General features: G+C 66.0%; 25 protein-coding genes and 2 tRNA genes. 9 read left to right on the forward strand and 18 right to left on the reverse strand.

The features are described 5' to 3' along the window. Positions 1–111: 111 nt before the first annotated feature. The 3 genes from QFZ65_RS08180 to bcp form a co-directional block, all read right to left on the reverse strand. Positions 112–789 carry a fasciclin domain-containing protein gene (locus QFZ65_RS08180; protein WP_306909640.1) on the reverse strand — a complete coding sequence of 226 codons (678 nt, stop codon included), beginning with the start codon at positions 787–789 and terminating at the stop codon, positions 112–114. 200 nt (positions 790–989) lie between these two features. Further along, positions 990–1,071, reverse strand: a tRNA-Leu gene (locus tag QFZ65_RS08185). A 95-nt stretch (positions 1,072–1,166) separates the two neighbouring features. Next, entirely contained in the window at positions 1,167–1,640 is a 474-nt protein-coding gene (gene bcp / locus QFZ65_RS08190; protein ID WP_306909641.1) for a thioredoxin-dependent thiol peroxidase, read from the reverse strand. A 94-nt stretch (positions 1,641–1,734) separates the two neighbouring features. Between bcp and QFZ65_RS08195 the strand changes: the two genes are divergently transcribed. After that, positions 1,735–2,217, forward strand: coding sequence for a MarR family winged helix-turn-helix transcriptional regulator (locus QFZ65_RS08195; RefSeq protein ID WP_306912533.1), 483 nt, complete (start codon positions 1,735–1,737; stop codon positions 2,215–2,217). Between the two features lie 95 nt (positions 2,218–2,312). On the opposite strand, the gene QFZ65_RS08200 is transcribed toward QFZ65_RS08195, so the two are convergent. Next, positions 2,313–3,314 (reverse strand): SRPBCC family protein, encoded by a 1,002-nt coding sequence (locus tag QFZ65_RS08200; RefSeq protein ID WP_306909642.1) that lies wholly within the window; start codon positions 3,312–3,314, stop codon positions 2,313–2,315. Positions 3,315–3,503: 189 nt separating this feature from the next. Here QFZ65_RS08200 and QFZ65_RS08205 point away from each other — a divergent pair, with 189 nt between their 5' ends. Both QFZ65_RS08205 and QFZ65_RS08210 read left to right on the forward strand, forming a co-directional pair. After that, positions 3,504–3,668 (forward strand): hypothetical protein, encoded by a 165-nt coding sequence (locus QFZ65_RS08205; protein WP_306909643.1) that lies wholly within the window; start codon positions 3,504–3,506, stop codon positions 3,666–3,668. Between the two features lie 32 nt (positions 3,669–3,700). After that, positions 3,701–4,339 (forward strand): hypothetical protein, encoded by a 639-nt coding sequence (locus QFZ65_RS08210; protein WP_306909644.1) that lies wholly within the window; start codon positions 3,701–3,703, stop codon positions 4,337–4,339. Positions 4,340–4,371: 32 nt separating this feature from the next. On the opposite strand, the gene QFZ65_RS08215 is transcribed toward QFZ65_RS08210, so the two are convergent. From QFZ65_RS08215 to QFZ65_RS08235, 5 genes are read right to left on the reverse strand one after another with little or no spacing between them, the layout of a single operon-like run. Beyond that, positions 4,372–5,157, reverse strand: a complete 786-nt coding sequence (locus QFZ65_RS08215; protein WP_306909645.1) for a DeoR/GlpR family DNA-binding transcription regulator — start codon at positions 5,155–5,157, stop codon at positions 4,372–4,374. Beyond that, positions 5,154–6,002 (reverse strand): class II fructose-bisphosphate aldolase, encoded by an 849-nt coding sequence (locus QFZ65_RS08220; RefSeq protein ID WP_306909646.1) that lies wholly within the window; start codon positions 6,000–6,002, stop codon positions 5,154–5,156. Before QFZ65_RS08220 ends, QFZ65_RS08215 begins: the two co-directional genes overlap by 4 nt. Next, positions 5,999–6,988, reverse strand: a complete 990-nt coding sequence (locus QFZ65_RS08225; RefSeq protein WP_306909647.1) for a 1-phosphofructokinase family hexose kinase — start codon at positions 6,986–6,988, stop codon at positions 5,999–6,001. Before QFZ65_RS08225 ends, QFZ65_RS08220 begins: the two co-directional genes overlap by 4 nt. After that, complete coding sequence (locus tag QFZ65_RS08230) at positions 6,985–7,947, reverse strand: ROK family protein (RefSeq protein ID WP_306909648.1); 963 nt, start codon at positions 7,945–7,947, stop codon at positions 6,985–6,987. Before QFZ65_RS08230 ends, QFZ65_RS08225 begins: the two co-directional genes overlap by 4 nt. 3 nt (positions 7,948–7,950) lie before the next feature. Next, positions 7,951–8,826 (reverse strand): SIS domain-containing protein, encoded by an 876-nt coding sequence (locus QFZ65_RS08235; RefSeq protein WP_306909649.1) that lies wholly within the window; start codon positions 8,824–8,826, stop codon positions 7,951–7,953. A 376-nt stretch (positions 8,827–9,202) separates the two neighbouring features. Between QFZ65_RS08235 and QFZ65_RS08240 the strand changes: the two genes are divergently transcribed. The 5 genes from QFZ65_RS08240 (at position 9,203) to nagA (ending at position 14,345) form a co-directional block, all read left to right on the forward strand. Further along, positions 9,203–10,453 carry an extracellular solute-binding protein gene (locus tag QFZ65_RS08240; RefSeq protein ID WP_306909650.1) on the forward strand — a complete coding sequence of 417 codons (1,251 nt, stop codon included), beginning with the start codon at positions 9,203–9,205 and terminating at the stop codon, positions 10,451–10,453. Between the two features lie 79 nt (positions 10,454–10,532). Then, positions 10,533–11,492, forward strand: coding sequence for a carbohydrate ABC transporter permease (locus QFZ65_RS08245; protein ID WP_306909651.1), 960 nt, complete (start codon positions 10,533–10,535; stop codon positions 11,490–11,492). Then, a complete protein-coding gene (locus tag QFZ65_RS08250) occupies positions 11,492–12,418 on the forward strand; it encodes a carbohydrate ABC transporter permease (RefSeq protein WP_306909652.1) in 927 nt (308 codons plus the stop codon). The genes QFZ65_RS08245 and QFZ65_RS08250 overlap by 1 nt, the downstream gene beginning before the upstream one ends. A gap of 81 nt (positions 12,419–12,499) precedes the next feature. Beyond that, entirely contained in the window at positions 12,500–13,222 is a 723-nt protein-coding gene (locus QFZ65_RS08255) for a glucosamine-6-phosphate deaminase (protein ID WP_306909653.1), read from the forward strand. A 1-nt stretch (position 13,223) separates the two neighbouring features. Next, positions 13,224–14,345, forward strand: a complete 1,122-nt coding sequence (nagA, locus tag QFZ65_RS08260; RefSeq protein ID WP_306909654.1) for an N-acetylglucosamine-6-phosphate deacetylase — start codon at positions 13,224–13,226, stop codon at positions 14,343–14,345. A 12-nt stretch (positions 14,346–14,357) separates the two neighbouring features. Here the strand turns inward: nagA and QFZ65_RS08265 are convergent, their stop codons facing one another. From QFZ65_RS08265 to QFZ65_RS08285, 5 genes are all read right to left on the reverse strand, one after another. Next, complete coding sequence (locus QFZ65_RS08265; RefSeq protein ID WP_306909655.1) at positions 14,358–14,834, reverse strand: Hpt domain-containing protein; 477 nt, start codon at positions 14,832–14,834, stop codon at positions 14,358–14,360. A gap of 76 nt (positions 14,835–14,910) precedes the next feature. Further along, entirely contained in the window at positions 14,911–15,963 is a 1,053-nt protein-coding gene (locus QFZ65_RS08270) for a CU044_5270 family protein (RefSeq protein ID WP_306909656.1), read from the reverse strand. Next, on the reverse strand, positions 15,929–16,525 hold the full coding sequence (locus QFZ65_RS08275) for an RNA polymerase sigma factor (RefSeq protein ID WP_306909657.1): 597 nt from the start codon (positions 16,523–16,525) through the stop codon (positions 15,929–15,931). Before QFZ65_RS08275 ends, QFZ65_RS08270 begins: the two co-directional genes overlap by 35 nt. Before the next feature lie 100 nt (positions 16,526–16,625). Further along, complete coding sequence (locus tag QFZ65_RS08280) at positions 16,626–17,078, reverse strand: hypothetical protein (protein ID WP_306909658.1); 453 nt, start codon at positions 17,076–17,078, stop codon at positions 16,626–16,628. Then, entirely contained in the window at positions 17,075–17,509 is a 435-nt protein-coding gene (locus QFZ65_RS08285; RefSeq protein WP_306909659.1) for a cupredoxin domain-containing protein, read from the reverse strand. Before QFZ65_RS08285 ends, QFZ65_RS08280 begins: the two co-directional genes overlap by 4 nt. Positions 17,510–17,662: 153 nt before the next feature. Between QFZ65_RS08285 and QFZ65_RS08290 the strand changes: the two genes are divergently transcribed. Next, a complete protein-coding gene (locus QFZ65_RS08290) occupies positions 17,663–18,205 on the forward strand; it encodes a hypothetical protein (RefSeq protein ID WP_306909660.1) in 543 nt (180 codons plus the stop codon). Positions 18,206–18,285: 80 nt separating this feature from the next. Here QFZ65_RS08290 and QFZ65_RS08295 read toward each other — a convergent pair whose 3' ends face one another. The 4 genes from QFZ65_RS08295 to QFZ65_RS08310 all read right to left on the reverse strand — a co-directional run bounded on the left by QFZ65_RS08295 (position 18,286) and on the right by QFZ65_RS08310 (position 21,200). After that, on the reverse strand, positions 18,286–18,735 hold the full coding sequence (locus tag QFZ65_RS08295) for a rhodanese-like domain-containing protein (protein WP_306909661.1): 450 nt from the start codon (positions 18,733–18,735) through the stop codon (positions 18,286–18,288). 154 nt (positions 18,736–18,889) lie between these two features. After that, positions 18,890–18,965, reverse strand: a tRNA-Lys gene (locus QFZ65_RS08300). A 117-nt stretch (positions 18,966–19,082) separates the two neighbouring features. Beyond that, positions 19,083–20,231, reverse strand: a complete 1,149-nt coding sequence (locus QFZ65_RS08305) for a sorbosone dehydrogenase family protein (protein ID WP_306909662.1) — start codon at positions 20,229–20,231, stop codon at positions 19,083–19,085. Between the two features lie 48 nt (positions 20,232–20,279). After that, the gene (locus QFZ65_RS08310) at positions 20,280–21,200 is read right to left on the reverse strand and encodes a hypothetical protein (protein WP_306909663.1); all 921 of its coding nucleotides are present in this window, start codon (positions 21,198–21,200) and stop codon (positions 20,280–20,282) included. Positions 21,201–21,209: the final 9 nt, after the last annotated feature.

Below are 21,209 nucleotides of genomic sequence, written 5' to 3' on the forward strand. Positions count from 1 at the left end.
GGCCCGACAGCCCCGTTTCCCAAGGCGAAGGCCCGCACCTTGGGTGCGGGCCTTCGTCCTTCGTGGTCCAGGGAGTAACGCCGGAACCGTGGCGGGAGTGCCGGGTGCCGACTACTTCGGCATGAGCACCGAGTCGACCAGGTAGACAGTGGCGTTGGCCGTCTTGACGCCGCCGCAGATGACGTTGGCGCCATCAACCTTGAGGGCGTCCTTCGTGCCCGTCACCGTCACGGAACCGCCCTGAACGGTCTTGTGGGTGCCGACGATCTTGTCCGGAGCGACCTGGCCGGGAACGACGTGGTAGGTCAGGATCTTGCTGAGGAGGGCATCATCCGTCTTCAGCGTTTCGATCGTGGCGGCGTCGATTTTCTTGAAGGCGTCATCCACCGGGGCGAAGACGGTGAACTCACTGCCGTTCAGGGTGTCCACGAGGTTGACCTTGGGGTTGAGCTTGCCGGAAACGGCCGCGGTCAGGGTGGTGAGGAGCGGGTTGTTCGATGCGGCCACGGCTACAGGGTCAAGGGCCATGCCGGAGACAGAGCCGGCGCCGCTGGGAACCTGTGCGGCGTAGGCGGCACAGCCGGGACCCACGAGGTTGGCCGCGGGATCCATGGCTGCGGCGGAGGAGCTCATCGACGGCGACGGCGCCATGCTGGACGCTGACGGCTTGGCTGCCGGGGCCGAGGAGGTAGTTGCCGTGGTGCTGGAGCCGCCACAGGCAGTGAGGCTGAGCATGGCTGCAGCAGCGATACCTGCGACGGTGAAAGTGGTGCGCTTGATGGTCTGCATTTTGGTTTCTCCTTTATTGTGCCGAGCGTTGCCTGCGGCTTTGCCGAGGCCTTTTCCGACTGGGTGGGCACCGACCCCTTGGTTGGTGTCTCAATCGGTATTCGCGCGGTCGGAGAAAGCGGATGGGTGCGGATGAAAACGTTTTTTCGGCAAGGGCACGCAAAAGAGCCCCGGTCCGAGGACCGGGGCTCTTTCAAATGTGCGCAAGGGGGGACTTGAACCCCCACGCCCGAAGGCACAGGAACCTAAATCCTGCGTGTCTGCCAATTTCACCACTCGCGCGCGGCGCCGCTGTGCTGTGTGAGAACCTCATCAGCGGATGCCAGCCTCCATTGTACATTTTGGCTGACTCACCGGGACGATCCGGGGCCGGCCGCCTACTCGTCCACTTTCAGGTCCCTGCGGAGCTTGGCCACGTGACCGGTGGCCCGGACGTTGTACTGCGCCACCTCCACCTTGCCCTCCGGGTCGACGACGACAGTGGACCGGACAAGCCCCTCGTAGGTGCGGCCATAGTTCTTCTTCTCGCCCCAGGCAGCGTAGGCCTCGGCCACGGCGTGGTCCTCGTCCGAAAGCAGCGGGAAGGTCAGGCCCTCGGCGGCGGCGAACTTCGCGAGCTTCGCCGGAGGGTCGGGGGAGATCCCCACCACTTCGTAACCGGACTGCTGCAGCGACGCGAGCGAGTCGCGGAAGTCGCATGCCTGCTTCGTGCAGCCCGGGGTTGAGGCTGCCGGGTAGAAGTAGACCACCGTGCTCCGTCCCCGGAAATCCCGTAAGCTCACGTCCTTTCCGGCTGCATCCTTCAGGGTGAAGTCCGGGGCCGGGGCTCCGGGTATGAGTCGTTCAGGCACAATATTTCTCCTCCGCGGGTCGTGTGAACCAGCCTAATGAGCCTTGGTGCGGGCGACCAATCGGGCGATCGCTATACTCATAGTTATGCCTGATATGGAACGCTGGCCCACGGGGCGCCTCTTGTCCACGGCGGCGCGCCTCGTTGAACACTCCTGGAACGAAAAACTGGGGGCCATAGGGCTCACCCACGCCGGGGTCATTGCTATGGAAGTACTGTCCGCGAACGGACCGATGACGCAGGCCCAACTGGCCCAGCTGGTCCGTGTCCAGGCACAAACGATGGGCAAGACGCTCAGCCGTCTGGAGGCGCACGGCCATATCTCCCGGCAGCGCAGCGCGTCCGACCGGCGAAGCCACGTGGTCACCCTGACCGACCGGGGACGTGAGGCCGTGGGTGCTGCCGCGGACATGGAGCGTTCCGTGCTGGCCGCCGCCTCCATTGACCCGGATGTCCTTCGGCAGGAACTGCAGGCAGTCGTCAGGGAACTGGCCACCCGCATCTCCTCGCCCGAGACCAAGGCCATGGTTGCAGGCGGCGATGCGGGCATTGCCGTCGAGGCCACGCACATCAGTTAACAGCCGGACGCCCCCGCGGCCCGCGTGCTTTGCAGCAGCGTCGGGAAGCGAAGGGCGCCCGGTTACTTACAGTTCAGTGCTACAGGCCGGTGACTTTACTGCCCGGAATTGCCTGCGGCCAGGTTCGGCGGGATCGTTCCCGGGCCCTTGTCCGCCCTGTCCTCCCGTTCAGCGGCGCTGCGGGTGTCGCTGGCCGCGGTCTCGTCGGAATCCCCTTCCACGTCCACGAGCCCGTTGGTCTGGTCGAACGGGTGCGTGGCGGCGCCGCCCCCAAGCGGTTCGTCGGCAAGCGGCGCGCCCGTGGTGACGCCTGCCCCGACGCCCGTGTCCGACACGGTCCCGACGCCCGTGTCCGACACGGTCCCGGCGGGCGGGAAGACACTGCCCGAGGTGCCCGTCGGTGGGATCTGCTCGGTGCTCACGGTGCCGACGCGGGGAGTCCCGGTAACCACCGTCTCCTCCACCTCCAACACTTCCACCTTGTCCTCGGTGTCTTCCTTGCCGCGCGTGGCTGCTGCCACGCCGACGGCTGCGGCCGCGGCCACGCCGAGTCCGGCGGCAACCTTGCCTGATACCCCGGCCTTGCCGGAATCGCCGCGGGAGGCGGCGGCGTCTTCAACGCCGGGCGTGCCGGCGGTTCCCTCGGTACCCACCTTGCCCCGCCAGGCGCCTGAGGCATAACCCTCGTCCTCGATGAACTCCTTGAACCGCTCGAGGTCCTTTTCGGCCTGCCGCTCGACGACGTTGAGTTTGTCGCCGACAGTTTCCACGACGCCTTCGGGCTCATACTCGAGGCTCAGCACGATCGAAGTCTGTCCGCCCCCGAGGTCCTCGAAGGTGACCGAGCCGGCATTGGTTGCGCCCGACGTCGCCGCCCAGGCGACCTTCCGGTCAGGGGTCTGCTCCAGGATCTTCGCTTCCCACTGGCGCCTCACACCTGCGATTTCAGCCACCCACTCAAGGCGGTCGTCACTGAGCTGCGTGACGCTTTTGACCCCGCCCATGAAATGCGGGAACTCCTCGAACTGTGTCCACTGGTTGTAGGCCGTGCTGACGGGCACGTTAACCAGGATGCGCTTTTCAACCTTGGTGCTCACAACGAATCTCCTTCGAGTCGATCAATGACCTGACGTACAGTTCAAAAACCGTCAGTAAGCTTACTGTAACTGCATCGTCGGTGTCCGGCCAGAACGGCCAGGTATTCGTAGGCCCCTGCCCTGCAACCGCCCGCGTGTCCGGGCTTCGGCGGGCCGCGCTCCCGATATTGTCGTCTCATGGACTCGCCAATGACCCTGGAGCTGGAAGGGCAACGCTCTATCAATGAGCTGCTCGACGAGCCGATCGGGGACCGCCCCATCCAGCTGGAGTTGCCGATTCCCGGGCGTCTTCCCCAGACGGCAGGCGTCTGGAAGCCGCAGCTCAGCGGCCGCCGCAGGCTCTCTGACGCCTGACGGCTGTCAGTGCCACCACCTAGGCTTGTGCCGTGAACCCAACCCCGTCCCCGTCGCCGATCGAGGTCCTCGTCCGCTCCGGCCCCGCCGAGTGGTGGCAGGTTCTCGCGGCGCTGGGCCCGCTCGCCATCCTGATCGGTGCGGTGCTGGCCGCCGTCATCAGCTGGTGGACCCTTCGGCAGCGCACCGTCGCCGACGCGCTTGCCCTCGCCCAGCGACGTGAGGCAGACACCGGGTCGCTGAAACAGAAGACTGAAGCTGACGGCAGGGCGGAATGGTGGAGACGGACGCAGTGGGCGATTGACAGTTCCTTGTCCATTGACCCGGACCGCGCCAAGGTCGGGCTGGGGCTGATGGAGGTCCTTGCTGAAACAGCACCAGGCGCCGAGGAACTCCGCATCATCTCGGTTGCTTGGGAAGACCCGCTGGACGTCGCCGTGCGGCAGCTCGCGCCGGAGGGTATCGCGTCCGCAGAGCCGGTATGGTCCCAAAGACCGGGAACTGCATCAGGCGGGGAGCCCGCCGGAGCCACCGGCCGAAAAACTGTCCACCGTCCCGCCTCCTATGACCGCGGGGTGCAGGCCGCCGCGGCGAGGCTGCGGCTAGCCACGGACCGTCGCCTGGGCCGTACGACGCCGGAGTGGATCAGGACCCTTGCCGCGGAAGGCTGAAACGCGTCAAGCCGCGAAGCGGGCGTCCTTTTTCAGCGGGCGATGATGACTTTGACGCCGCTGGTTTCGAACGCGGTCTTGTGGGCCGGGGTGATGCCGGCATCGGTGATGAGGTTGCGGAAGGCGAATCCGCTCATGGTGGCGAAGGATCTTTGCCCGATCTTGGAGGAGTCCGCCACCATGTAGGCCTCGGACGCGCGCCGGGCCATGAGTGCGTTGACCGTGGCTTCGCCTTCGTCGTTGACAGTGGGTCCCAGCGTGGGGTCCGCGCCGTTGACGCCGATGAAGGCGAGGTCCAGGGCGACCTTCTGAAGGGTGGCCTCCGCAAAGGGGCCCACGAGTTCGTAGGAGCGCGCGTTGACGATTCCGCCCGTCACCATGATTTTGATGTTGGGGCGCACGGCGAGCTGGGCCGCGATGTTGATCGCGTTGGTCACCACGGTCAGTGCGGGGCGGTTCGATGGAACGTTCAGGTCCGCCCTGGTGGAGAGGACCTGGGCGATGGCGGTGTTGGTGGTGCCGCCGGAGAGGCCCACCACGGCGCCGTAGGGGATGAGGCTGCTGGCTGTCTGGGCGATCAGCTGCTTTTGGAGTGCATTGTCATCGCGGTTATAGCGGCCGGGGAGGTCGTAGGCCACCGAACCCTTGACCGCTCCGCCGCGGGTACGGGACAGCAGCCTCTGGGCGGCCAGGCCGTCAAGGTCGCGCCTGGCCGTGGCCGGCGACACGGCCAGCTTTTCCACGATCTCGTCCACCTCGATCTGTCCGCTTTCCGCCAGCAGGTTCAGGATCGTGTTCAGGCGTTCGGTGCGGTTCATGTGTCTTGCTCCAGATGGGTGAAGAGAGTCAGCAGCCTGGCCGCCTCAGGCACCAGCGCGTCCCTGCCAGCCCGGAAATATTTGCGGGAGTCAACCAGCGCAGGGTCGGCGTCCAGGCTGTTCCGGACTGCCCGCGTGAAAAACCCGTTCAAGTGTGTGGAGACGTTGATTTTCGTCATTCCTGCGGAAATCGCGGCGACGATGTCCTGGTCGGCAACGCCCGAGGACCCATGCAACACGAGGGGAACGTCCAGTGCCCGGTGCAGGCTGCCGATCAGTTCCAGGTCGAGGGCGGCGCTGCGTTCGGTCATGGCGTGGGAGGATCCGACGGCGACAGCGAGTGCATCGACTCCGGTGGCGTCAACGAAATCGGCGGCTTCCTTCGGGTCGGTCCGCACGCCCGGTGCGTGGGCGCCGTCCTTGCCTCCGACCTTGCCCAGTTCCGCTTCCACGTACACGCCCATGGCATGAGCATATTCTGTAACCCGTGCCGTGGCCGCGACGTTGGCGGCGTAGTCGAGGTGGGCTCCGTCATACATGACGGAGCCGAAGCCGAGGTCCACGGCCTGCATCGCCAGCTGCTCATCCTCGGCATGGTCGAGGTGAAGGGCGACGGGCACCGTCGCCCGGCGGGCCAGCGCCATCGAGGCCAGTGCCAGCGGTTCGAGCCCGCCGTGATACTTGGCGCAGTTTTCGGAAATCTGCAGGATGAGCGGCAGGCGGGCCTTCTCTGCGCCCGCGATCAGGCCCTCGACCGTCTCCAGGTGTATGACGTTGAAGGCGCCCTGCCCGATGCCGCGGACAACCGCCTCGCCCATGAGTTCTGCTGTAGGTGCCAAAGTCATTCCGGGTTCTCCTCGTGGGTGACGATCAGATTCCGTGCCAGGTCAGTGTGGCGGGATGAAATTTCGCCGGCAGCCGGCATGAGCACGGCGGCCGCCGACCAGGCAGTGGCCGCACGCAGGATTTGCTCGGGGTCCTGCTGGCCTGAGGCAATGGCGACAGCTGCGGCTGCGACGGCCGCGTCGCCTGCGCCAGTGGGGTTGCCGGCCAGAGGCCGGTTTAGGCGCGCTTTCCAGTAACTGCCGGGGGCGTCGGCCGTGAAAGCGTATATGCCGTCGGCCCCTGCGCTCACGAGAACCATCCGTGCCCCCAGGTCCAGGAGGCGCCTCGCCGCCTGGCGCAGGTCGCTCTCGCCCGTGGCTTCCATCAGTTCCTGGTGGTTCGGCTTCAGCAGGTCAGCCCCCGCCCGTGCCGCGTCCAGCATTCCCCGGCCCGAGGTGTCTATGACGGCCGGCAGGCCGTGCTTGTGCGCGAGCCTGACCAGTTGCGGGTAGAAATCCTCCGGTGCATTTGCGGGGAGGCTCCCGGAGCCGACGAGCACCCCGCATCGCGGAGCGGCGCCGTCGGGGTGCCCGTCCAGGGCCTGCTCGACGGCGGCGGTCAGGGCCTGCCATTCGGAAGCCTCCAGGGGACGGCCGTGTTCGTTGAAGATACTGGTGAGATCCCGGGCTGTATCGACAAACGCGATGCTCCGGCGGGTGCTTGCCGACACCGGGACCAGCCTGTGCGGCACGCCGCTGGCCTCCAGCTCGGTGCGGAACACCATTGCCGTCGCACCCCCTACCGGTGCCACCGCCATGACCGGGTGGCCCATCTGATGGGCGACCCGGGCGACGTTGAGTCCTTTGCCGCCCGCGCGCTCCAGGGGCGGGGAGACGCGGTGGGTCTCGCCCGGATGTATGCCGTCCACATGGTAGGTCATGTCCACCGCGGGGTTGGCTGTGACCGTGACGATGAGCCGCGCCGGGCCTTCGGACGGGGCGTTCATGAGGCCTCCCTCGCAGGGCCGGTGGGAACCAGGAGTTCACGGGCCTTGAGTGCGGAGCCGATCAGGCCGGCGTTCTGGCCGAGGGATGCGGGGACGATGAGCGGGCGCCTGTGGATGCTCAGCAGCTCCTCCACGCGGGCCCGAAGGGGAGCGAGCAACGCTTCACCGGCCTGTGAAATGCCGCCCCCGATGACGATCGTTTCGGAGCCGAGGATTGAAACGCACTGGACGATGCCGAACGCAAGCGCGGCGATGCCCTCGTTCCAAATCCGGTCTGCAACCGGATCCCCGGCTGAGGCGAGGGCCAGGACCTCTTGCGAACCGTCCACGTTGCGGCCCGTGGCTGTGGCGTAGCGGGCGGCAATGGCTCCGGCCGAGCCGACGGCTTCAAGAATTGTGGTTGCCCCGGGCCGGTCGGGATCGGGCACCGGGGCGTGACCGAGTTCGCCGGCGTATCCGCCGCCGGCCAGACGCCTGCCGTCGCTGAATACTGCCCCGGCAATGCCGGTTCCGACCACCAGGACGACGGCGTCGGCGGCGCCTCGGGCTGCCCCGAACCGGAACTCCGCGTCCCCTGCGGCTCCGACGTCATGTCCGAAGGCGACAGGGAGTCCGAGTCGGGCCCGTGCCCGGTCGGCGAAGGGGAAATCCGTCCATCCCAGGTTGACCGAGAGGATGCCGGTGCCCCGTGTCTCGTCGACCAGACCCGGGACGATGAGCCCGGCAGCGCTGAACGGGTAGTCCGGGTACCGGTCCCGGAAGTCCGCGGCGAGTTCCTCGATCTTGGACACCACTGCGTCTCCCGGGGCTTCCGCGGACCGGGGAGTGGCCAGCCGCTGCAGGCCGATGATCCGCCCGGAGGGCAGGACGATACCGGCCTTCATGTCTGTTCCGCCGACGTCGAAGGCCAACACCGCCGGCCCGGCATCGGCGGCGGAACGTCCACCGTCGTCGTTCATCGGCTAGGCGTCCAAAATGACGGACCGGCTCAGGTTCCGTGGCTGATCGGGGTCCAGGCCACGGGCGCGAGCCCGCTCCAACGCAACTTTCTGGGCCCGCACGAGCTCGGCGAGAGGTGCGGTGTCGCGGTGGATATACAAACCGCCGGTGCCTGCCATGTCGGAGGACAACCCCTGCGGCTCGTCGCCAAACAGCCAGGTGACGCGGTTGGGGGCGGCAATGGAGATCGGTCCGTGCCGGTACTCCATCGCGGGGTAGGACTCGGTCCAGGACTGGGAGGCCTCGCGCATCTTCAGCGCCGCCTCGTGTGCCAGGCCGACCGTCCAGCCGCGGCCCAGGAAAGTGAACTGCTCGGCGTCGACGAGCTCCGGGGCGACAGGCTCCGTCACGGCAGCAGCGGCATCAGTTATCGCGGCGTCCACCGCGATGCCCAGCGCAGTCTGCAGGTAAACCAGCGCCGCCGTCGCGAACCGGGTCTGCACCACGGACTTTTCATCCGCGTAGGGCAGGCCGACGACGGCGTCCGCGAGTTCCGTCGCGGGCGACCCGGTGTCCCCGACGAGGGCCACGGTGGGGACTGTGCCTTGCAGCCGGCGCAGGAGATCAACCACCTCCGTCGTCGTTCCGGAGCGAGTGATCGCAATGACCGCGTCATAGCCGCGGTCGACAAAGGCCTCGGACGCTGCGAAGGCGTCGGTCACGCCGCGGCCCGCCGTCTCCCTGAGGAATGCGTAGGACTGGGCCATGAACCAGGACGTGCCACAGCCGACGACGGCGATCTTCCGGCCGTCCGCTGGCAGCAGCGCCCGGGCTTCGGAGCGGGCCTGCCGGGAAGCCCGGGCCCACACCTCGGGCTGGGAGGAGAGTTCGCTGTCCATGTGGGCCCCAAGCGGGCGACTGGCGGTACTCGGCTCAGTCATGGTGACAGGCCCTTTCTGGAGAGGAATCAGTTATGGGCGATCGCGAACGATGACGCCTGTGAGGGTCGTCGCTTAGCGCACCCACGAATGATTATTGCTGATTGTTTCTACGGTGTAAACATCACTAACAATCTTCGCACGTCCCCGTGATTGCTCGGCGAAACGGTTGACCTGAGAGCTGGATCACGAGACAATCGACCTGCATCCTGATTAGACATGATTGTTTGCTGCACAGTCCCATCACATTCCATCATTTTCCTCCTTCTCCTCGCGGGTTTCCTGTTTTAGTCCTGCGGCGGAGGCGGGAGAGGCCCGTTGAAAGTAAAGGAAGACCATGAAGAAGCCCTTGCGCACCGGCGCACTCGCCTCACTTGCGGCAGCCAGCTTGCTGCTCTCCGCCTGCGGATTCGGCGGATCCGGCGGCTCCGGCGGCGGCGCCGGCGCAACCGAGAACACCCTCAACCTTCTGGTCCCGAGCTATTCCGACGGGACAAAGGGCCGGTGGGAAGGAATCATCAAGGACTTCGAGGCCAGCAACCCGAACGTCAAGGTGAACCTGGAAGTCCAGTCCTGGGACAACATCAACGACGTCGTGAAGACCAAGATTCAAGGCAAACAGGCTCCTGACATCCTCAACATCGATGCCTACGCCGGTTTTGCCAAGGACCAGCTCCTGTACCCGGCAAAGGACGTCCTCTCGGACTCCACCCTGAAGGACTTCCAGGACACGTTCGCGAAGAATGCTTCGATTGAGGGCGCGCAGTACGGGCTCCCGGTTCTGGCATCGGCACGTGCCCTGTTCTACAACAAGGACTTCTTCTCGAAGGCCGGAGTCTCTGCACCACCCAAGACGTGGGCCGAGTTTGAGGCCGCTGCCAAGAAGATCACCGACGCGGGAACTCCCGGATACGGACTTCCGCTGGGCGCCGAGGAGGCCCAGGCCGAGACCGGAATCTGGTTCTACGGCGCCGGCGGCGGCTATGGCGATGCAAGCAAGATCACGGTGAATACTCCCCAGAACCTTGAGGGAGCCACGTTCATGAAGAAACTGATTGATGAAAAGGTCACCCAGGCCAATGCGGGCGCCACGAACCGCACGCCGCTGATCAATGTCTTCATCCAGGGCCAGCTCGGCATGATCGAGGCACTGCCGCCGACAGTGGGCCAGATCAAGGAGAAGAACCCGGCCTTGAACTACGGTGTGGCCCCGATCCCCACCAAGGACGGTTCGCCTTTTACCCTCGGCGTCGCTGACCACCTGATGGCCTTCAAGAACGAGGGCAAGAAGCAGGACGCGATCAAGAAGTTCCTGGACTACTTCTACTCGGCCGACGTTTACACCAAGTGGGTTTCGGCGGAAGGCTTCCTTCCCACCACCAAGTCGGGTGCTGAAAAGCTCGCGTCGAACGCAGACACGAAGCCCTTCCTTGACCTGCTGCCCAATGCCCAGTTCTACCCGTCCACCAATAAGGCCTGGACCGCGACGCAGGGTGCCGTGAAGTCGCTGATCGGGCAGATCGCGCAGGGCTCAGACCCGGCATCGGTCCTGAAAGACATCCAGGCCAAGGCCGACGCCGCTTCCTAGAACTCCCCGGATGGCCGGTGGCTGACAACGACTGTCACCGGCCATCCTCTACAGACCGCTGAGATCCCGGAGAAACTCGATGAGCACAACTGCCGCCAAGGGCAAGACGCGTGACGCCCGCAGCGCCGGACCGGCCGCCCCCCGGCGCGCCAAGGCCAGCCGCGGCCGGGACAGCCTGTGGAAGGCGCTGCCCTGGATCGCCCCCTGCCTGGTGCTGATTTTCGGCATCGTCCTGTTCCCTGCCGCCTACATGATCTACAACGCGTTCCGTTCGATCAGCAGTTACGGGACGGACGTGGGAGCCGCCGGGCTCAAGAATTTCCAGATCGTCTTCGCGGACCCGGCCCTGCCCCGGGTCCTGCTGAACACGGCAGTGTGGGTGGTTGCGGTCGGCCTCATCACCGTGGTGCTTTCCCTGGCGCTGGCACAGTTCCTCAACAAACCCTTCCCCGGACGAACCCTGGTGCGGATGGCGGTCATTGTGCCCTGGGCGGCCAGCGTGGTCATGACCACCACCGTCTTCGTTTACGGCCTGGATCCCTTTTACGGCATCATCAACAAATTCATGGTGGACCTGCACCTGATCGATGCACCCTTCGGCTTCACCAAGAGCATGCCGTCGGCGTTCATCATCGCCATCCTGACGGCAGTCTTCGTCTCCCTGCCGTTCACCTCCTACACCATTTTGGCCGGCCTCCAGAGCATTCCCGGGGAGGTGCTGGAGGCGGCCAAGATGGACGGCGCGGGTCCGGCCCGCACCTATTTCAGCGTGGTCCTGCCGCAGCTCCGCGACAGCCTTGCCGTGGCGGTGCTGATCAACATCATCAATGTCTTCAACAACCTCGCGATCCTGAAACTCATTACCGGCACCCTGCCGGGATACGACGCTGACACCCTGATCACCCGCATGTTCAAGTGGATCCAGGTGGACCAGCGGCTCGACGTCGCCAGTGCCATGAGCGTCGTGAATTTCGCCATCGTGCTGGTGATCGTGGCCGCCTACATCAAGGTGGTCAAACCAATGAAGGAAGTGGACTAATGGCACATTCGACGCTCCCGCCCAGGGCCGGCACCACGCCGGCCGGTCCCGGCGTCGTCAGCGCCACACGGCGCAAGGCGCGCTATGGCAGCGACCAGGCCAGCGGCCCCCGTATCGCCTTGCGCATGGTGGTGGGCCTCATCATCGCCCTGGTCTTCCTGTCCCCGTACGTGATCATGGCCATAGGCTCCCTGAAGAGCCGCCCGGAGATCCTGAGCGTCCCGCCGAAATACCTGCCATCGGCGGCGCGTTTCGACAACTACGTCACAATGTGGTCCACCCCGGAAACCCCACTGCCGCAGAACCTGATCTCCACCATCATCATCGCCTCCTGCGCCACCATCCTGGTCCTGCTGGTCGCCACCCCGGCCGCGTACTACACAGCCAGGTTCAAGTTCCCCGGCAAGATGGTCTTCATGTTCCTGGTGATCGTGACCCAGATGCTGCAGCCGGCAGTACTGACCGCGGGCCTGTTCCGGGAAATGCTCGCCCTCAACATCGCGGACACCTGGCTTGCAATGATCCTGGTCAACGCCGCCTTCAACCTCTCCTTTGCGGTATGGATCATGCACAGCTTCTTCGCCGGAGTGCCGAAGGAAATCGATGAATCGGCCCAGATCGACGGTGCCGGCCGATTCGCTGTGCTGTTCAAGATCAACCTCCCGCTGGTGTGGCCGGGCATCGTCACGGCAATCATCTTCACTTTCGTCGCCTGCTGGAACGAGTTCGCCGCCAGCCTGGTGATCCTGCAGACTGCCGGAAACCAGCCGCTGTCCGTCGCGCTGACCAAGTTCGTGGGGCAGTATGACTCGGCGTGGCAGTACGTCTTCGGTGTCTCCGTCGTCGCCGTCGTGCCCGTGGTGATCCTGTTCATGCTGATCGAAAAACGGCTCATCGGCGGACTGACCGCCGGCAGCGTGAAGTGAGTCCCCGCCAAAGCCTGCACATTCCATGCCATCCGGCGCCGGGAACCTTGCCGGCTCCACGACAGGAACAACGAAAATCACGTGAAAATCATCAGAACCGGAACCTCCGCCGACGCGGGCGTCCACGCCGCCCGGATCGTTGCCGCCCTGGTCAGGGATAAACCCGCCGCTGTCCTGGGGCTGGCCACCGGCTCGTCACCCATGCCCCTGTACGAGGCACTCGCACACGAGGATCTTGATCTCAGTCAGGTGCGCGGATTCTCCCTGGACGAATACCTCGGGCTGGGCTCCACCCACAAGCACAGCTACGCCCAGGTCATCCAGCGTGAAGTCATCGACCGGCTGGGCCTGACGCCCTCCCTCATCCATACCCCGGACGGACAGGCACCCGACGCCGCCCGCGAGGCCCGTGACTTCGATGCCCGGATCCGCGCCGCCGGGGGCATCGACATCCAGATCCTGGGCATCGGTTCCAACGGTCACCTGGCCTTCAACGAACCCCCGTCCTCGTTCACCTCCCGGACCCGGGTGGTTGAGCTGGCCGACAGCACGCGGAAGGATAACGCCCGGTTCTTCGACTCGCTGGAGGATGTTCCCACCCATGCCATCACCCAAGGCATGGGCACCATCTCCGAGGCCCGGCACCTGCTGCTGATCGCCCACGACCTGCGCAAGGCGGAAGCCGCAGCCCGGGCCATCGAAGGGCCCGTCACCGAGGATTTCCCGGCATCCATGATCCAACTCCATCCCCACGTCACGGTCGTCCTCGACGAAGCCGCCGCAAGCGCACTGCAACACAGCTGACATGATCATCGAAGCAGCACGCCTGTTCAGCGCCGGCGAATGGCTGGAACCCGGTTGGATCGACATATCCGGACAGCTCATCCAGGCCGTGGGGCGGGGGAGGCCGCCTTACGAACCCGACATCCGGATCGAAGCGGCGCTGGTACCGGGATTTGTCGACGCCCACGTCCACGGCGGAGGTGGATACAGCTTCAACGACTCCGATCCGGCCGCCGCGGAGCGGATCGCTGGAACCCACCTCCGGCACGGAACCACGTCCATCATGGCAAGCCTGGTGACCGCGCCCCTGGATCAGCTTGAAGCACGCGTCCAGGCCCTTGCACCAAAAGTCCGCGACGGCCTGCTGGCCGGCATCCACCTCGAAGGGCCCTGGCTCAGCCCCACCCACAAAGGGGCGCACGCTCCCGAACTGTTGCGTGCCCCGGACCCACGCGAGATCAAGCAGCTCCTGCATGCCGGTGGTGGGACCGTGCGCATGGTGACCCTCGCTCCCGAACTGGAGGGCGGCCTCGCTGCCGTGCGCCAGATCCTTGACCTTAGAGCCGTCATTGCCATCGGGCACACGGACGCCACGTACGAGCAGACCCACGCGGCGCTCCGGGAAGGTGCGTCCGCCGGAACCCACATCTTCAATGGCATGCGCCCAATCCACCACCGGCAACCGGGACCCGCGGTAGCGCTTCTGGAAGACCGGGAAGCGTTCGTCGAACTGATAGCCGACGGCGTGCACCTCCACCCTGCGATGATCCGGACAATCTTCACCAGCGCGGCAAAGGCAGTGCTCGTAACTGACGCCATGGCGGCGGCCGCCGCACCCGAAGGCTCCTACAAGCTCGGGCACCTGGACGTCTACGTCCGGAACGGACAGGCCCGCCTGGCCAGCAACGGCAGCATCGCGGGCAGCACTCTCACGCTGGATGCAGCACTCCGGTACGCCGTGCAGACCGCCGGCGTACCCCTTGGAGAAGCGATCAAAGCACTAACCCAGCATCCGGCGGCCATGCTTGGACTGACAGAAGTCGGCGTGCTGGAAGCCGGTAAGCGCGCCGACCTCCTCGTGCTCGATCCCACGCTCGCCGTCCAGGCAGTGATGCGCGGCGGGGAATGGATCATGCACCCCTAGGCGTCTGGTTTCTTAGGCGTCCGGTATCCCCGAGTCGGGGCCATACAGCAGTTGCAACTCGTCCACCGTCGCCCGGCCCTGGATGGTAATGGCAGCCACCAGGGCTGCCCCTGCCTGGAGATCCCCCTGCCGGAGAACCGCCTCCAGTGATCCGGCCAGATGTGCCAGCCGCAAGCACCCCACCATCACCGAGGCAACTTTGAGACTGATCGCCGCGTCGACGGCGGCCGCCCGGTCCTCACGCTGGACCGAGGCCTCTATGCGACGCTGCCGCCGGACCCACATCCCGGCGTAGTCACTGGCGAACTTCCGTGCAATCTCCGGAGCACCCAGTTCTTCCCCCAGGCCCTTCAGCACCGCGGGATCCAGCAACGGGAGCCCATCGCTCCCAGATTTCGGGGCAACGTGGGGGCCGCTTCCGGCTGTCCCGCCGGGCACGGCAGCTACCGTCACGGGGTTCCCTAGTTGCTCGGATGCTGTACTGGCCATCATTCAAGGCTATGTCCCCGCTGCGCAGGATCCGTCCAACATCGGCTGATCCTGCGCAAAACATGGGCAACGGAGCTCAGGGAGCGGACTCCACCACGGATGTCTGCACAGCGGTCCAGGCAGTGGCGGTTCCGGCGGGGAAATCAGCGGTGGCCCGGAGTGCAACGTCCCGTTCCCCGATCATCAATCCGGTGGCCGGGTCGATGATGATTTCCTGCCGGGCGCCTCCGTCCGGGGATTGGATTCCCAGGGCGACGCCGGTCTTGCCGTTCAGTGTTGCCTGCTTGTCCACGACCGTGACGCCGGGGATGAGCGCGGCAGCCTTGTACAAGGCAGCGCGTAACTCGGCCGGGACGACTCCGGTTCGAAGGGTGTCTGCAACCGTGATCAGTGCCTCCATCTCGGGGGACGGGCCGGCACCCTTCGTGCGTTCAAGGATGGTATCCAAAAGGGCCTTCGGGTCCCGGGGAAGACCGGAAATCTGGTCAAGGGGCATGCCGTTGAGAACCGTTTGCTCCGACCCGTAGAAGTCGCCGCGCGGGGCACGCTGGATGCCGACCAGACTCACGCCGGGGTCTTTTGCCAGCGATTCCTGCATCTTGGCTGCCGCGGCCTTGGAGGCTTCGTTGAAGAAGGTCGCGGGCACCCGGTCTTCGCGGTTCCAGACCCATTCCCCGTTCCGGTCTGCCGGGACGTAGACCTGGCCTCCGGTCTTCTCCAGCCAAAAAGCCTGGGTTCCGTCGGCGGCGACGGAGCTGTGGCCGTACATCGCCGTCGTGTCGATTTTCAGGTACTGGCCCGGTGCCACCACCGGGTCGGAGGACTGGATGGTTGCTGCCGCCGCGTTATTCAGGATTTCGGCCGCTTCGGCGGTCGCTCCCGGGCGGCCGGGCACGACGACGTCGGCCGCTACGATGCCGCCCACGAGCAGGGCAGCGGCTGCCGAGGCCATCAGGATACGGCGCCGGATGGGGCTCACCTTAGTCGGAGCGTTCGGACCGGTTGTTGCGTCAGGACGGGAGGTGGAACCGATCGCGGCCATGAGGGTGTTGCGGCCCCGGGCCAGCGTCGCCTGGGGTGCGGAGCCGATGTCGTTACGCATTTCGCGGAGCAGCTGCAAGTCGTCCATGGTCGTTCTCCGTTTCATCAAGTCTTTGGGGGTTGAGCCGGGTTCGCAGCGTCCGGCGGGCACGATTCAGGCGGGACCGGACGGTTCCCACCGGAACCTCCATTGCCGCGGCGATGCCCTCGTAGGTCAGGTCGGCCCAGGCGTAGAGCAGCAGCGTTTCCCGATCTATGGGTGCCATGGACCTGAGCGTGCGGGCAATGCGCGCGGTGGCCGCCGAGGCGTCCACGCGGGCCGAAATCCGCTCCGAGTCGTCGCCCACAGCCTCTCGTGACGCCGCTTTGGCCGCAGCTTTCAGCATCCGGGCTTCTGCACGGTGGTGCCGGCGGAGCAGATTGGTGGCGATGCCGAAGAGCCAGGGCCGGGCATCGTCCCGGTCGAGGTCGTAGGCCTCCAGCTGTTCCCACGCGACGAGGAAGGTCTCCGACGTGACGTCGTCCGCGGCGAAGTCGCCGGCCCGTCTGGCGGCGTATCTGTAGATGACTGAGGCGTGTCTGTCGTATAACTCCCCGAAAACTACGGGGCTGTCCCGGGACCGCCTGATGATGTCGCTGTCTGTGCTCACACTCTGTATTGCCCGTTCCCCGCCAAAGAGTTCACGGAAATTTCCGCAAGTTGCGCCAGAGGTCCCCTGGCCGGGAGAAGAACAAGCATATAGGGGTAGTTCAGGTGGTGCTCCGGGCCGGGCGCCAAGCACGAGCGCGGGCGAACCCGATGCCGGCGAGGAGTGCACCGGCGGCTTCCGCCACTGCGCTGAGGGTCTTTTCCGCAAACCAGACCGGCTCGTACATGGCGGGGAACGGACCGAAGGCGGGGATGTTCACGTAGCGGTACAGGACAACTGCCGCGAAGGCGCTCAGGCCAACCACGAAGGCGGCGGCGTAGGCCGCCCGGCTGCCCCGCAGGAGAACGTAGACCGCGGCGAGGATGGCGGCCCCGGACTCGAGCAGGAAGAGGTTGCCCTGCCCGACGCCGGCATGGTTGCCCGCCTGATATCCCGGCGCCAGATGGATATGGACGCCGGCGTCGATGAACAGGGCAACAGCAGTGACCACACGCAGGGCAATATCGCTTCCGCGCACCCGGACCGAGCCGGCGGAGCGGCTTTGCCCGCTCACTGCACCGTCAGCGTGCCGTGCATGTTCGGATGGTAGGTGCAATGGAAGGGATACGTGCCAGGCGCTGTCGGTGCTGTAAACGTACCCGTCCCCCCGTTCTCCTTGACCTCCACATCAAACGCCGATCCTTGGTCCGCCGTCACGGTGTGCTCGGCGCTGTCCATGTTGGTCACCATCACGGTCGCGCCAGGGGACACGGTGATGGGAGCGCCGTAGTCGAAGTCCTTGATGCTGATCGATGCGGCGCTCGCCGAGGAACCCGCCGTCCCCGGCATACCGGACGTCATGGCCGGCGAGGACATCGGCATGCCGGGCGCTGCCGTCTGGGTCTTTGTTTGGGCCGGCGCTGTCGTCGGCGCCATGGATCCGCCGCTGGAGGAGCACCCTGCCGCTCCAGCCACTACGAGGGCTACAAGGAACGCAGCACGCACCTTTCCAGTCAACACACACCGTCCTCCGCGCTGAGCATTTAATACACCCATTGTCCGCCCGCCGCCGGGAAATAGCACCGGCACACAGCTGCACAGCACGGTGCATCCTCGCGGCTCTATACAGGCCGAACCGGCTGACTTACCGTAATTGGCATGAGCGTCCTGTCCCTGCCGCAGCGGGTGGCCCGGGCCGTGGGGGACAGCCCCATTTCAGAGCGGGTGGCTGTCGCCCAGGAACTCGTTTACGGGCCGGTGATCGGCTGGGCCCGGCGCAGCCTGTTCCACACCGGTGTCCTTGGCCACTCGGTACATCCGCCGCTCACCGACGTGACGCTCGGGTGCTGGGTCAGTGCGTCCATCCTCGACATAGCCGCAGGACCCCTGGCACGTGGTGGCGCCGCGCTTCTGGTCGGAGCCGGGCTGGCGGCGGCTGGCCCGACAGCTCTCGCGGGCACCGGAGACTGGGCCGGAATGACAGGCGCCGAGCGTCGGATCGGGGCCGTGCATGCCCTGGGCACCGACGTGGCCGTCTTCCTATTCCTCGGCTCCTTTATCGCACGGATGCGCGGGCGCTACGCCCTCGGCAGGAACCTGGGCCTCGCCGGAAATGCCGTTGCGGCAGGAGCCGGATTTTTGGGCGGACATCTGGCCCTCACCCGCGGAACCGCACGCCGGACCACTGGGATTACGGCCTAAAACAAAACCGCGTCTTTCCCGGCCGCCAGCCGAGTAAAGACGGGGGTTACGTGAACGCGCCGGGGGAGCAGGCAAGTTATCTAGCCGGACTGCTTGCGCAATGCTGCCCAGGCTTGGAACCCGCCGATAAGGTCGGTCGCACGGGCCAGCCCCAGCCGCTGCAGGGTGTGTGCAGCGAGGCTGGAGCTGTAGCCCTCATTGCAGACGATCACGATCCGCCGAGCGGGGTCGTCAGCGATCGGGAGCCGGTGGGCGCTGGAAGGATCGAGCCGCCACTCGAGAACGTTCCGGTCAATGACGACCGCTCCCGGAAGGTCTCCGTCGCGGTCCCGCTGGTCCACCGGCCGTGTATCAACAACAAGGGCGCCCGCTGCCATCTCCCGCTCAAGATCCGAAGCGTCAACACGCTCCAGCCCGATGCGGCTCTGAAGTAGTAGTTGGTTGATCGTAAGAGCCCCGGAGTAATCGCTCGGATCTAGACTGCGTTCGCAGATCGCGACGCCGTCGTCGGAGATAGGACACTGCTTCAACGTTTTCCTCGCTTGCCTGCTGATCGGTCGGTCGTTCCACCCTGAAGCGAAATGATGAGTACTTTGGTCGTCAATTTCAAGGGCTGGCCCCGATCCGGGTAACACAAAACCCCGCCTTTCCCGGCCGCTTGGCCAGTAAAGACGGGGTTTTCGTTGGTGCACCCCCCGGGACTCGAACCCGGAACCCATTGATTAAGAGTCAATTGCTCTGCCAGTTGAGCTAGAGGTGCAGCTGTTGTTTTCCTTCACCGTGGGCTTTTTATTTCCCGCGTTGTTCTCCGCAACGACATGAAACTCTACACGAGTTTCGCCGGAGTGTGAAATCGGCGGGGACGGGATGCCTGGAATCAGCCGGGAAGGTCCAGAACCAGCACGAAATCAGGGTTTTGCTCGTTGCTGAGGACCCACAGGCGGCCGTCCGGAGCCATTGCAACATCCCGGATCCTGCCGTACTGCCCTGTGAAATAGCCCACAGGAGCCTCGGCGGACTCGCCGCGGAGGGGCACGGTCCAGAGACGCTGCCCGCGAAGGGCTCCGAGATAGGCCGTATCGCCAACGATCTCGAGCCCGCTGGGGGAGGAGTCCGGCGTCGAGGGCCAGACGACCTTGGCGTCGAGGAAGCCGGCCCGGCCCGGAGCCCCGGTGACCTCGGGCCAGCCGTAGTTGCCGCCGGGCACAATCAGATTGAGCTCGTCGTCGACGGTGGGGCCGAACTCGCTGGCCCAAAGCCGGCCGGCGCTGTCCCAGGCAAGTCCCTGGACGTTGCGGTGCCCAAGGCTATAAACAGGGTTGTCTCCGAACGGATTTCCCGGCGCGGGATGGCCCTCGGGGGTGAGTCGCAGGATTTTGCCACCTAGCGCCTTGGAATCCTGCGGTTGCTCCCGTCGCTGTGAATCCCCGGTGCCCACGTAAAGGTATCCGTCCGGGCCGAACCGGATCCTGCCGCCGTTGTGGGTTGTGGCTTTCGGGATCCCGGTGAAGATGACCTCGGGGGCGGCCAGCTGCAGGCCTGTGCCGTTTTGGTCGACCCGCATTCGGGCGATCCGGTTGTCTTCCGCAGCTGTGAAGTAGGCGTACAGGTAGCGGTCGGCGCTGAAGTTCGGGGAAAGGGCCAGCCCCAGCAGCCCGCCCTCGCCGGCGGGCACGACGTCGGACACTTTGCCAAGCGTCCCGGCGGTGCCGGATCCACTGACAGTTCTCAGCAGGGCGGTGCCACGCTCGGAAATGATGGCCGTGCCGTCCGGCAGGAAGACCGTGGACCAGGGCACCTGGAGGCCTGCCTCGATGCGTTCGGCGACGGTCGGAGCGGCCGGAGCGGGGCCCGGGCTCGTGGCGGCGGGGCTTCCGCCGGCCGCGCTTCCGCCGGCCGGAGTGCTGGCAGCCGGGACATACGGCGCCGCTCCACTGCCTGCTCCCGGAGTGCAGGCAGAGAGCGCACACGCGGACAGTAGGATCGCGGCAGCGGCCGATTGCCTGACCCGCCTCGCATTCATCATTTTCCGGCCCCCTGGTCCTGGCGTCAGGACCGATCGCGGGTCTGGCGCTTACAGCCGAACCCGGCGGGGCGGCCGGAAACCGGCGGCTTCTGCGTGGGCGACCGACTCGAACCAGACTCCCGCCGCGGTTTCCTCGTATGACGGGCTGCTTTCGTCGTGATAGGTCATGGAGGAAGCATCGCCCTTGACGGTGAAACCCTCGGGAGCGCTGCCGTCAGCTCTTGGTGCTGCCGATCCCTCCCCATAGGGCTGGTCCAGGGCGAGGTGGCCGGCTGGTTCCGCCCGGTGGCTGGCAAAGCCGTCGGCGGGCCTGTCCTGTTCCTCCAGCAGGCCCGCTTCAGCAGCGGCTGATTCGGCGCCGGGAAGGGTGGGGGCATGCGATTGGGTGTATTCGGGGTGGTGCACAGGCGCGTTCGCTGCTCCGGCGGCAGCCGCGCCCGCCGGTGTCGTGCGCTCTTCCTGAACGGCGCTCGCTCCCGAGGAGGGCTCGTGATGGACGGCAGCGTGCGGCTCGGCCGGCGGCGTTTCCGACCATTGCGTCTCCCACTCCGCCTGCTCCTGCCCGGCCCCGGCCTGCGTCTTCCCGGTCCCGGCAGCGGGCTGCACTGTCCCAGTCCCGGCGGCAGGCTGCCCACCCTGCTCACGCCCGGCGGCGGGCTGCCCACCCTGCTCACGCGCGGCGGCTGGCTCCTCCTGCGCCGTGCGGGGCGCCACCGGCTCGGCGTTGCCGAACCCTGCGGCTGAGGGGATGCCGGTGGTACCGGCAGCTACGGCCGACGCCGCGGCGCTGCCACCGGACAACGCGCCGTCGTGCCTCTCCCCGCCCGGGGGAGCCGTGGGCGGGGCGCCGGTACCCGCGACGGTACCGGCCTCCGAGGACCCAGCCGCACTACGGGAGTTGCGGTTCAACAGCCACCAGACGACGGCGACAATCACCACGATGACGATGAGCCAGATAAGCCAATCCATAGCAGAGCC

The sequence above is a fragment of the Arthrobacter sp. B3I9 genome (genome assembly GCF_030816935.1).
Lineage (GTDB): Bacteria > Actinomycetota > Actinomycetes > Actinomycetales > Micrococcaceae > Arthrobacter.